This window comes from Veillonella sp. ICM51a (assembly GCF_000524355.1).
In the GTDB taxonomy this organism is placed as follows: domain Bacteria; phylum Bacillota; class Negativicutes; order Veillonellales; family Veillonellaceae; genus Veillonella; species Veillonella atypica.
In genome coordinates, this window is sequence record NZ_JAPX01000037.1 from 1 (window position 1) to 12,125 (window position 12,125).

The following is a 12,125-nucleotide window of genomic DNA, read 5'->3' on the forward strand; positions in this document are numbered from 1 at the left end:
CAAAACCCGCACTCTGGCATATGTTCAATCATATGATTGATTACCTATCATTGTTCAGTTTTCAAAGATCTGTACATTAGAAGTTTTAACATTCTAACGACTTTTTAAAGTATATCAGTCATCTCATAAAACGTCAACCACTTTTTTAAGAAGTTTCGTTTTATTTTTGACCACTTGTGTTTCCACAATATACTTACCATCATAACCAAATTCTCTAAAATTAGAGATAGAAAACTCACAAACTTTCGTTTGTGAGTTTTATTTGGTGGCTCATCCGCGACTCGAACGCGGGACACCCTGATTAAAAGTCAGGTGCTCTACCAACTGAGCTAATGAACCATGTTGGCAGGGGTGGCTGGGATCGAACCAGCGCATAACGGAGTCAAAGTCCGTTGCCTTACCACTTGGCGACACCCCTACAATGATTACGATGTGTAGGTTATGGGGTGAGTAGTGGGGATCGAACCCACGCGTAACGGAGCCACAATCCGCCGTGTTAACCGCTTCACCATACCCACCACCTTGTAGGTATCGAAGACACTGTCTTCGTAACAAAGAGAATTATATCTGTTTTAGAAGTTTGTGTCAATAACTTTTTCTAATTTCATTTAACTTTCAGTTTTGAAATTAACAAGCTATATACTTCTAATATAAAACTCTTTCACATCCTAATAAAAAGGAAGTACCACCGTTAAAATGTTTTTTAACGAATGGTGCTTCCCTATTATACATATAAATTATTTATTTGGCAAATAGTTTTTTACAAAATTTGGTAATGCAAACGCAGCCTTTTGAATATCCTTGTTATAGTACTTAGTTTCAAAGTTTTGTTCACGATTTGGTTTCCATGTTAATGGGTCGTATTTTTTAGATCCAACCGTAAAGCAATGCATCCCGGCCGGATAGATTGGAATGTATGCGGTGTACAAACGAGCGATTGGGAAATGATTATTTACATAACCAAACACCTTCTCAACGAGTGGTTGATGAAGCATAGGAGATTCGGTTTGTTGTACAAATAGACCATCTGCTTTTAGAGCTTTCAACGTATTCTTATAAAACTCTTCCGTAAATAATCCTTCACCAGGACCAATTGGATCAGAGCAATCCACAATAATAACGTCATAGTAATCTTCAGCCTCTGCCATAAAGCCAATACCGTCACCAATCTTTACTGTTAACTTAGGATTGTTTTCAATCATAGCCTTAGAAATAGTAGGTAGGTATTGTTTTGCCAATTCTACAACTTTACCATCAATCTCAACCATGGTAACTTCTTTAACGCAATCATGGCGTACGCATTCTCTAGCTACACCGCCATCACCGCCACCGATAATCAATACCCGTTCTGGATTTGGATGCAAAAACAATGGTACATGAGCAATCATTTCATGGTAGATAAACTCCTCCCGTTCAGACGTTTGGAATACACCATCTAATGCAAGCATCATGCCATATTCTTTAGACTTAAATACTTCAATTTTTTGAAATTCAGATTCACCAGAATAAAGTACCTCTTCTGCTTCAGCACTGAGACGTAAATGAGGCGTTTGCTCTTCTGTAATCCATTGACTCATAATAACCTCCTATATAGGTAGAGCGATAGCTTTCACCATCGCTCTCATAATACTAATATTATTTCTTAGTTATATAACAGAATCCACCGCCAAGGATGGTATCTTGCAACCAATGAACTAGTGAGAAATCACGGATTTCCCCTTCATCAAAAATACCGCAACGAATATCATCACCATCCATGAACATCTTATAAATAGGCACCCAATGCCATGTATAGAGCGCAGGTTCTTTACCTTTATGGCGATTTAAGAACGCTACAGGAACATCCTGTGATAATGCATCGTGAATAAACTGCGCCGCCGCCTCTACTTCTACGCGGGATGCAGAAAAGGGAGATACATTAAGCATGTGTACCTCATAAGGCAAATTCTTATCATCAAACAAACGACTAAGGCCGCGTTCCATCCATTGCGTTTTATAAACGCCACCACCAAATCTTGGTTTTACATAGTTCCACACGACATTCATACGTTCTAATGCTAATGTATGATTCGCCGTAGTAGACACATCTAATAGGCCATCTCGAAATTCGGAATAACTCAATACCTGTGTAGCCGATGTAGGGCCACAACCAGACAAACGTTGCCATTCATCATCAAACCATTCTTGATCATAGCCGTGTGATATAGTCCCATTTACATCGATATCAAGCCACTCCGGATGTTTAACAGATACATCATTCATGAGATTAACCTTCGATTACTTCCACTGTTTCCATGATATCGCCTTGATGGATACCATCAACTACATCCATGCCTTCGATTACTTTACCAAACACAGTATGTACACCATCTAAATGAGGTTGTGGTTCGTATACGATAAAGAATTGGCTACCGCCAGTATTAGGACCACGGTGAGCCATAGACAACGCACCGCGTTCGTGTTTATGAGGATTGCCAATCAATTCGTCTTTAATTGTGTAACCAGGACCGCCTGTACCATTGCCATTAGGGCAACCACCTTGCGCTACGAATCCAGGAATTACACGATGGAATGTCAATCCATTATAGAAACCTTTATTAATAAGGTCGATAAAGTTTTGTACTGTGCCAGGTGCTTCTTTATCAAATAATTCAATTACAATGTCTCCACCTTTTGCCATATGGATTTTTGCTTGTTTCATTGTTCAGGTACCTCCAAAATTGTACGCAACACATGTGCTGCTAATATAAAACCTGCCACTGGTGGCACAAAACTACATGTTCCCGGGCTCGTTGCTTCGCCGCGGAACTGTGGTTTTGTCGGTTTTTCTGTAGAAAATAAAACTAATTGTTTTTTTATACCCCGTTTCTTGAGTTCCCGGCGCATAACGCGTGCCAACGGGCATGTATGAGACTTTTTGATATCTGCAATCATAAGTTTCTCTGGGTAAAAGCGATTACCGCCGCCCATACAGGAAATAACGGGGATGCTTTCACGTTGACAAACCTCGATAATATTGAGTTTTGCCGTTACCATATCAATGGCATCAATCACATAATCAACGTTCAAGCTTTGAATAAATCCAGGATATTTCTCCTCAGTATACATAATATCGTGAGTTTCTATCACTACATCAGGATTGATGGAAAGAGCTCGCGCCTTTGCGACCTCAACCTTACGTTCTCCAATGGTATCGTGTGTCGTAATCATTTGACGATTCAAATTGCTAGGTGCAATGGAATCACCATCAATAATAACGATGCGCCCTACACCAGCACGTACTAGAGCCTCGAGGGCCCCACCGCCGACTCCACCAACACCAAAGAGCGCAATAGATGTATCCTTTAATGTTTGGATTTTATCAGGACCAACCAACCACTCCAAACGAGTTAACATATATTCCATTAATATTTACCCGCCGGAATGATTTCTGTCCAATATCCATCAGGATCAGCGATAAAATAAATACCCATGTCGGCATTTTCATAGGCTACAACACCCATCTCTTTATGTTTTTTTAGAGCTGCTTCGTAGTCATCTACATAAAATGCCAAGTGGAATTCATTATCCCCTAAATTATAAGGGCGATCCCAATCGCGCAACCATGTAAGTTCTAATTCATGTGCCGTATATGGACTTTTTAAATATACAAGGGTAAAAGCACCGCTTGGGTCTTCCAAGCGACGAGCCTCTTCAAGCAGTAAGGCCTCTTTATAGAAGGCTAAACTCTTATCAAGATCCTTAACATTTATATTATTATGAGCAAATGAAAACTTCATAGGACCTCCTTTTATAAATACAGTATGTTTTTGTAGGAATTATCCTCTTTTAATAGTATCACATTTTGTAAATGTATAGCTAGTTAATCACAAATTTTGCCGTACTGCCATCATCACCACGTGTGACCTCTAAATGAGCAGGTATACGAGTTTTCAATTCCGGTACATGAGAAATCATACCGATGAGGCGCCCCGATGATTGTAGTTGTACCAATGTTTCCATAGCGAGCTCCAATGTATCAGGGTCAAGTGTACCAAACCCTTCATCAATGAACATCGTATCCATATGAATACCACCGGCATAACTTTGAATTACGTCGGCAAGACCTAAGGCAAGTGCCATAGAAGCCAAGAATGTTTCTCCCCCAGACAAGGTATTCGCAGGTCTAGATTGTCCTGTGAAAGCATCCATTACGGCCAAATCAAGGCCTTGCTTCCCACGGCCGCCACCGGTATAGTCTGAACGCTCCAAAGAGTAACGGCTACGGCTCATCTTTTGAAGACGTAAATTGGCTGCATACACAACCTCATCTAAAATGGCCCCCAATACATAACGCTCAAAGGTGACATTTTTAAAACCTTGTTCCCCCCCATTAGCAAGATCATTCAATCGACTTAAGAAGGCTACCTTCTCTCGGGCCTCACCCATAGCCGATTCAATTTCCTCTAGTGAAGCAAGTGTAGTTTCTATATGCTGTGTTTCTTTATCCCAAGCCGCTAAATGGCCCACCAATGTATCACGACGTTCTACCGCTGCATCATATACTTCATCCGAAACAGTATCGCTAGGTTTAACCACAGTCTCCGTAGTCTTTAGTGCCGCATCATATACAGCTTGTGCTGTACTAAAGGCCTCTTCCAAGTCATATAACTTAGATTTAAAATCCTCTAACGCATTAAAGTCACGCAATGCTTCTACAAAATCAATTTCACTTAACGATATAGACTGCAATGACTGTATATATTCCCCATGGAGAAAATCAAGATTCTTTTGTTCTTCTTTTACTTGAGAAGATAAGATTTCTAGTCGACCTCGTTTAGCACTTAGCTGCCCTCGAGCCTCCTCTAATTGTTTTGTGGTCACTGTTAACTGCGCATCATACTCTTTAATTTCTGATGCTAAGAATGTCACTTGTTTACGCCACAACTCTATATCCGTAGTAGGCAACGACTCTGATAAGGAATCTATTTTTGCTTGTACAGAACTGATACTAATCTCTAGTTCATGCAATGCTTTAAGCAACTCATTATGTGCAAGTTCTGATTTAGCCAACGTATCCTTAGCGGTGCTTAACCTACGCTCCGCATCAGAAATAGTCTTACCTAGCTGTTCAGATTCACCACGTAACGTTTTGAATCGTTCCATTTGAGATAACAGAACTTGTTGAAGCGATGCAAAGTTTTCCTTAGAAAAACCATCTATAGAGGACTGAAGAATCGAAACTTGTGCGTCCATATGGTTAGATAATTCATGCATCCGCCCCACTAACGCATCCCTTTGACCAACTTCATTCGCTTGTTGTTGTAACGCTTTATCACGAATACCTCGAGCAGCTTCAACCTCATCCTTAGTAGGATATAATTCTGGCTTAGTTGCTAAATGAGGATGTTCGATAGATCCACATACTGGACAAGGCTCATCTTCTTTCACGAAAGGAACCAGTTCATACGCGCGCCCTTCTTGCATTAAATGCTCTAGCCGCTCTAAATGTACCTTCGCCTCTTTCACTGTTTTATCAAGAGCTGCTAAGGTCTCATCCTTAATGTCGATTTCTTTTTGAACCTGACTAATTTCTTCTACCAACTCAGAATATCTATGCACATGATTAAGCTGTTCTTGAATAACAGGAACCTGCTCCAGTAGTGTACTATTCTCTTGAAAGCGTTTACGTAAACCCTCAACATCTACTTCTATCTGTTTGATGAGCTGACGTTGTATCTCTAGGTCCGCTTCACTTTTTTTACTATCCAATTGTTTTACATTACCACGTAGTGTAAACATCTTTTTTTTCAACAATCCTAACTCATCAAACTTTTCAGACTGTTGTTGGAGTTGAGCCAAAGTAGTCCTCTTAGATTGTATCGTTTCAGCTTGAGATGCTAACGCTTCATGAACCTCTATACAGTTAGTCTCATGTTGAGTAGCAGTGTCCACACTTTTTTCTGCATCGGACAGTGCCCGTTCTAATGTTGTTAAACTAGACTGTTTATCAATGTATTGTTGATACAATGCATGAACTGGAGATAAGGAATTGAGGAATTGAACCTTTTCACGCAATTGTGTACGCTCAGGTTCTTTAGCTTTCACCAAATCTAATTGAGACGTAGCCTGTACTAGAGATTGTTGTGCTTGGTTATATAGAGCCCACTCCTTACGCAAGGCATTAAATTGTTCTACCTCATTAACAGCCCTATCTCGTTCTACTACAAGTACATCACGATGTGGTACTCGATTGGATAATAGTTCACGTACATGTTCGACAGTTAGCACTGGAGTCTCTTCATCGTGAGGAATAGACTGTATCAACGCCGTTTGTTTCATCAAATTTTCTTCAATGCCAGCTTTTTCGTCATCATAAGCTGATTTAAGAGCCTCTTGTAGTTTTCGATATAACTCTGTTCTAAAGAGCGTATGTAGTAATTCCTCCCGTTCATTCGTAGAGGCGACAAGGAGTTTTCTGAATTCCCCTTGTGGCAATAGAACCACTTGTAAAAATTGATCCTTACGAAAACCTATGATTCGTTGAATCGTATCACGAATGGCAGCCGCAGAGGTAGCGATAACCTTCCACTCACCAGCTTTCATTTCATAGACAGTGGCACTAGCATTCTGTTCGCGCATACCTGTACCGCGTTTTTTGGCTACCATCTGTTTTGGTAGTCTTTCAATACGATATTGAGCATCTCCGATGGCAAAGGAAAAGTCTACGCGTGTCATGCGCTCAGGTTCCGCAAAATCGCTGCGGATAGCATCGGTTTTCCGCACTTCTCCACTTGGTTCGCCATACAAAGCATATACCATAGCATCTAAAATGGATGTTTTCCCTGCTCCTGTTGGACCAGAGATAAGGAACATAGAATGATTCTCTAATTCGCTAAAGTCCAAGGTAACCGAATCTCGATACGGACCAAAGGCTTCTATAGTTAAAGATATAGGCTTCATCTAGTCCTCCTTTAAAATTCGATCCCATACAGAGTTGATATATTGTTGCTCACGCTCTGTTAAGGGGTTCTTCCACACGGTTTCAGCAAACTGATTAAATAATTCACGCTCGTTTAACTCTTTAAATACGGCATCCCCCATATCTACCACAGGTGTTGCTATGCGCCCTGCCAATTCAATGGTCATACATCGATGATAAACCTGACGCAACTTAGCCATACCATCCATGATAGGCATCGTATCTAGAAGGCGTGCCTGCACGTAATCATCCTTATGTTTCGTTTGGAGGGCTGTATTATTTAAAAGGTCCTCAAAATAACCTTCCAAGATGACTACATCCCGCTTCGCCTCTACAGGGATTGTACTAATATCTACCTTCCCGGTTGTATCCATATCAATAATAGTAAAAGATTTCTTCTGTGCATGTTCATCAAAGGAATACTTCAATGGCGATCCGCTATAGCGAATATGGTCTGCCCCCATCCGTTGCGGTCCATGTAAATGTCCAAGAGCTGTATAGTGAAAGTTTTTAAAAACGTGAGGGCTCACCTGTTCACTACCACCTACAGACAATGTTCGTTCCGAACCACCTACTTCGCCGCCCATTACAAAGGCGTGACTAATGGCAATACTACGCATCCGTTTTGGCACTTGTTTATATAGATAATCACTCCAAGCCTGATACATTTGGTCATAATTATGTAAATTAAGTGCGACCGCTTCTTGAGCCTTATCATCTACATAGGAAAATAAAGTATCATCAGTCGTATCCGTATCAACTGGTTTTGATTCACTGGAGTTCAGTCCCAAAGCGTCACCTATACGACGAGGTTCGCTAAACGGCATAGGACAAATAGCCACCCTACCATCAGCGCCTTCAAATTCAAAAGGTTGTAATGCATGATGAGGGGAGCCCCAAATATGAATGCCCGATTCACTTAGCATAGACCGTCCCACTTCAAGGCGTTCCGCTCCATCGTGGTTTCCACTCACTACAAATAGAGGAACCTTATAATCCATAGCGAGACGAGTAATGATAGAGTCCCATAATCCAATAGCTTCAATGGGTGGTACCGCCCTATCAAATACATCCCCTGCCAGCAAGATGCCATCGATTTTTTCTTCTTTCAAAATAGTAAAGAACTGATGCTCCAACACATGAGCTTGGTCATCTGTTAAGTACTGACCATAAAAAATACGACCTAAATGCCAATCCGCAGTATGTAAAAAACGCATTTCATCCCCCTTTCCAGTTCTCCCTATGCCTTATATATATTTAGTTTATACCAATTATTATATAGCTAAATTTATTTTGCTTGATTATTGATTATCTACGATAGAGCGCAACATAGCAATTTCTTTAGCATAACCATCTAATTCATTTGGCGTTTCCAAGTAGAATGGCAAATTCGTCAATTTAGGATGTGTTACAATGCGGGCAATTGCATCGATACCGATATGACCTTCCCCAATTTTTTCATGACGGTCTTTATGAGCCCCCATAGGATTTTTTGAATCATTCAAGTGAATAGCTTTCAAACGGTCGAGCCCAACAATACGATCGAACTCGTCGATGACACCATCTAAATTATTAACGATGTCATAACCACCTTCGTGAATATGGCAAGTATCTACACAAACACCCATGTACTCTTTTAATTTTACACCGTCAATAATACGAGCAATTTCTTCAAAACGAGAGCCAATTTCCGTGCCCTTACCAGCCATAACCTCTAAAAGAACCGTTGTTTTCATGCCTGGGAATAAGATTTCATTCAAGCACTCTATGATGTATTCGATGCCTTGGTCAACACCTTGCTTTACATGACTGCCGGGATGAAAGTTATACATCTGGCCTGGTAAATATTCCATGCGTTCTAAGTCTTCTGTCATGGCTTGTTTTGCAAAAGCGCGCAAATCTTCCTTAGCTGCACACGGATTATACGTGTAAGGCGCGTGAGCTAACAAGGTACCAAAGTTATGTTCTTTCATATACGCACTAAGGCTATTTATATCCTCCACATCGAGAGCACGCATGCTACCACCGCGAGGATTGCGCGTAAAGTATTGAAATGTATTGCCCCCAATTTTGGTAGCTTCCTTTCCCATATGTAAATACCCCTTTGATATAGATAAATGAGCTCCTATTGTAAACATTATATATCCTTTCAACTCTATATGACTCAAAAACCCCCTGCATGAGTATACGCAGGGGGCATCTGTTAGTGACTTTCTTTTTTAGCACATTCCGGGCATACGCCTTCGAATGTAATTTGTTGTCCTGTAATTTGATAAGCACTAGCTTTTCCAGCAATATCAGCAATAGCATGTAGATCGACATTCATCATATCTTCTACCTTGTTACAACGAACACAGCGAATATGAGCATGAGCTGTTGTATCCCAATCATAATGTGCGCGTTCATCGCCCACTTCCAATACCTTAACAAGGCCAATTTTTTCAAAAATCTCCATTGTTTTGTATACAGTTGCTAAACTCATGCTTGGATGTGTAGGACGCAAGCTATGATAAATCATCTCTGCTGTTGGGTGATTGTGATGACCACGCAAAGCATCATAAATTGCAATTCGTTGAGGAGTTACCTTAAACCCTTCGCTTCGCAAAATTTGTGCGATATCCATAATAATCTACCTTTCTCCACTTGGAAACATATCGGTACTCTATCGTCCATTTTCAAACAATAATTATTATTTATTGTACCATTCTAGTAGATTTTAAGCAATAAAAAACGTGGATTTATACAATCCACGTTTTCATAACTTATGTTCAATAGCAATCCTACTATGAATATACATTAAACAAAGTTCATACCATATTAGTCTTTAAAATATGGTTTAAATCCTTCACCTTGATGACGTGGTTTACGATCGGCTCTAGGACGGTCGCTACGACGATCATCACGACGACGGCTATCACGGCGGTCACCTTTGCGATCATCACGACTACGGCGCGGACGGTCATCACGACGACGATCACCATCGCGGCGGCGTTCCCCATCTCTACGACGGTCTCCATCACGGCGACGACGATCACCACGACCACCTTCACGGCGACGACGTACGCGTAAAGGTTTTTCTTCTGTAATATTTACAGGTGTTGTATCGGGCTCTTTTGTTAACAATTTAAGTGCTGCCGCAATCAATGTAACGGAATCAGTATCATTCAACAACTCTTCAGCACTTACTTTAAATGGCGCCAACTCTTCTACATTGCCTGCCATTTCAACTAAACTTTCAACAGCAATACGTTGTTGGCCTTCCAAAACTTCACCTAAGGACGGCGCACGACGCTTCGCAATTTTGCGTTTCGTTAAGCGTTCAATAGCATGAAGGTGTTCAATTTCACGAGGGATAACAAATGTATATGCTTCGCCTGCCTTACCTGCACGGCCTGTACGACCTACGCGATGCGTATAGCTTTCAGGATCTTGAGGCAAATCATAGTTATATACATGAGATACGCCGGAAATATCAAGGCCACGAGCAGCCACATCAGTAGCTACAAGAATGTCAATTGTACCTTCTCGGAATTGACGAATTACACTATCACGTTTTTGTTGTGATAAATCACCATGGATACCTTCCGCCATATAGCCACGTTTTTTAAGAGCTTCTGTTACTTCATCAACACGACGTTTTGTACGTGTAAAGATAATAGCCAGCTCTGGTGCTTGTAAGTCGAACAAACGGCATAACACGTCAAATTTTTGACGATCTTGTACCTCGATATAGTATTGTTCGATAAGATCCATCGTTACTTGCGTAGGTTTCATACGAATCAACGTTGGCTCTGTAAGGTATGTTTCTGCTAACTCGCGAATAGCCTTAGGCATTGTTGCAGAGAATAGCAATGTTTGGTGATCTTCTGGGATAGCCCCTAAAATTTTGTTGATGTCATCTACAAAGCCCATGTTTAACATTTCATCAGCTTCGTCAAGAACGACAATCTTAACGTCTTCAAATTTAATAGAACCGCGGTCCATATGGTCCATCAATCGGCCTGGTGTGGCAACAATGATTTGCGGATTCTTTTTCAATGCACGGAATTGACGGTTAATATCTTGGCCACCATAAATAGGCAATGCCGTAATATCCGTATACTGAGCCATTTTATTAAGCTCTTCTGCTACTTGAATAGCTAATTCTCGTGTAGGGGACAAAATCACTACTTGAACGTGACGATTACTGCCGTCTACGCGTTCCAATACAGGTAGGCCAAAGGCCGCTGTCTTACCAGTACCTGTTTGAGCTTGACCGATCATGTCTTTACCGCTCATGGCAACTGGGATAGCTTCCTGTTGAATTGGCGTAGGCTCTTCAAAGCCCATATCGTTTAACGCACGTAGAACAGGTTCGCTAATCATTAATTGTTCAAATTTTTCTAACATCTAAATGTGTTTCCTCCTATCGCGCACGAATTATGCGCGTTAGAATAGTATATCATATTTCGATGGTGAAAGCTACAAAAGTAATTCTGAATCTAAATTAAATATGCTTTCTTCTCCCCCTTAACTGTTCTATTAGAACAATTCCACCTGAAACACACAAGAAAACAATATATGATAAATGAATAGGAGTATACAAGCATTCAACAAGAACAACCCATATAATTAATAATAATTTAGCAATCCATTTTGTTGTTATTCTATCCGCTATCATAAATATAGATAAGTTGATAATTATTTTAATGATTATCGCAGCGATTATAACGATTGACGTAAATTCTTCTCTATAATCTGTCAATTCATATAAAGGATATAATAAATAACTCAACAAAGCGCTAAGTATTATTAAGAACCAAATATTTATTCCCTTTAAAAGTTCAGATTTACTATAGTAAAATATGCCAACTAATAAAAAGAGCAAAATACTAAGTAATATCCCTATAATTAATAGATAATCTAGGTGAATCATGGTGTATACGGTCCTCTCAAAACAACACGATTTCGTATGGCTCCAATTATAACATATAGTATACTTTTACGGACAATAGACTTGTTACGTACAAAAGAGACACCTCATTTGAGATACCTCTTTATTATAGTTTATTAGAGAGTTATATGGTATTAATCAACTATGTAAATGTCAATATAAGAATGTACAATTTTGACGATGTACAATGTACAGTTATTCCTTCTGTTGCATATGGTTTCGTAACCGGTA

At 40.2% G+C, this 12,125-nt stretch carries 10 protein-coding genes and 3 tRNA genes; all 13 read right to left on the bottom strand.

Going from position 1 to position 12,125, the window contains the following annotated elements; translation table 11 throughout:
• Nucleotides 1-263: 263 nt before the first annotated feature.
• The 13 genes from HMPREF1504_RS06690 to HMPREF1504_RS06750 all read right to left on the bottom strand — a co-directional run bounded on the left by HMPREF1504_RS06690 (nt 264) and on the right by HMPREF1504_RS06750 (nt 11,350).
• Nucleotides 264-339 (bottom strand) — tRNA-Lys (locus HMPREF1504_RS06690).
• 4 nt (nt 340-343) lie between these two features.
• Nucleotides 344-418 (bottom strand) — tRNA-Gln (locus tag HMPREF1504_RS06695).
• A gap of 24 nt (nt 419-442) precedes the next feature.
• A tRNA-His gene (locus HMPREF1504_RS06700) sits at nt 443-518 on the bottom strand.
• A gap of 219 nt (nt 519-737) precedes the next feature.
• Entirely contained in the window at nt 738-1,577 is an 840-nt protein-coding gene (gene speE, locus HMPREF1504_RS06705; protein WP_005378384.1) for a polyamine aminopropyltransferase, read from the bottom strand.
• 58 nt (nt 1,578-1,635) lie between these two features.
• Nucleotides 1,636-2,262: a hypothetical protein gene (locus HMPREF1504_RS06710; RefSeq protein ID WP_005378376.1), complete on the bottom strand. Its 627-nt coding sequence runs from the start codon at nt 2,260-2,262 to the stop codon at nt 1,636-1,638.
• Nucleotides 2,263-2,266: 4 nt separating this feature from the next.
• Nucleotides 2,267-2,701, bottom strand: coding sequence for a peptidylprolyl isomerase (locus HMPREF1504_RS06715; RefSeq protein WP_005378394.1), 435 nt, complete (start codon nt 2,699-2,701; stop codon nt 2,267-2,269).
• Nucleotides 2,698-3,405, bottom strand: coding sequence for a ThiF family adenylyltransferase (locus tag HMPREF1504_RS06720; protein WP_038124600.1), 708 nt, complete (start codon nt 3,403-3,405; stop codon nt 2,698-2,700). Before HMPREF1504_RS06720 ends, HMPREF1504_RS06715 begins: the two co-directional genes overlap by 4 nt.
• On the bottom strand, nt 3,405-3,779 hold the full coding sequence (locus tag HMPREF1504_RS06725; RefSeq protein WP_005380323.1) for a VOC family protein: 375 nt from the start codon (nt 3,777-3,779) through the stop codon (nt 3,405-3,407). Before HMPREF1504_RS06725 ends, HMPREF1504_RS06720 begins: the two co-directional genes overlap by 1 nt.
• 79 nt (nt 3,780-3,858) lie before the next feature.
• A complete protein-coding gene (locus HMPREF1504_RS06730; protein WP_038124601.1) occupies nt 3,859-6,942 on the bottom strand; it encodes an AAA family ATPase in 3,084 nt (1,027 codons plus the stop codon).
• Nucleotides 6,943-8,178: an exonuclease SbcCD subunit D gene (locus HMPREF1504_RS06735; RefSeq protein ID WP_038124603.1), complete on the bottom strand. Its 1,236-nt coding sequence runs from the start codon at nt 8,176-8,178 to the stop codon at nt 6,943-6,945.
• 84 nt (nt 8,179-8,262) lie between these two features.
• The gene (locus HMPREF1504_RS06740) at nt 8,263-9,099 is read right to left on the bottom strand and encodes a deoxyribonuclease IV (protein WP_038124605.1); all 837 of its coding nucleotides are present in this window, start codon (nt 9,097-9,099) and stop codon (nt 8,263-8,265) included.
• 65 nt (nt 9,100-9,164) lie between these two features.
• Nucleotides 9,165-9,584 carry a Fur family transcriptional regulator gene (locus HMPREF1504_RS06745; RefSeq protein WP_005379327.1) on the bottom strand — a complete coding sequence of 140 codons (420 nt, stop codon included), beginning with the start codon at nt 9,582-9,584 and terminating at the stop codon, nt 9,165-9,167.
• A 194-nt stretch (nt 9,585-9,778) separates the two neighbouring features.
• Complete coding sequence (locus HMPREF1504_RS06750; RefSeq protein ID WP_038124607.1) at nt 9,779-11,350, bottom strand: DEAD/DEAH box helicase; 1,572 nt, start codon at nt 11,348-11,350, stop codon at nt 9,779-9,781.
• Nucleotides 11,351-12,125: the final 775 nt, after the last annotated feature.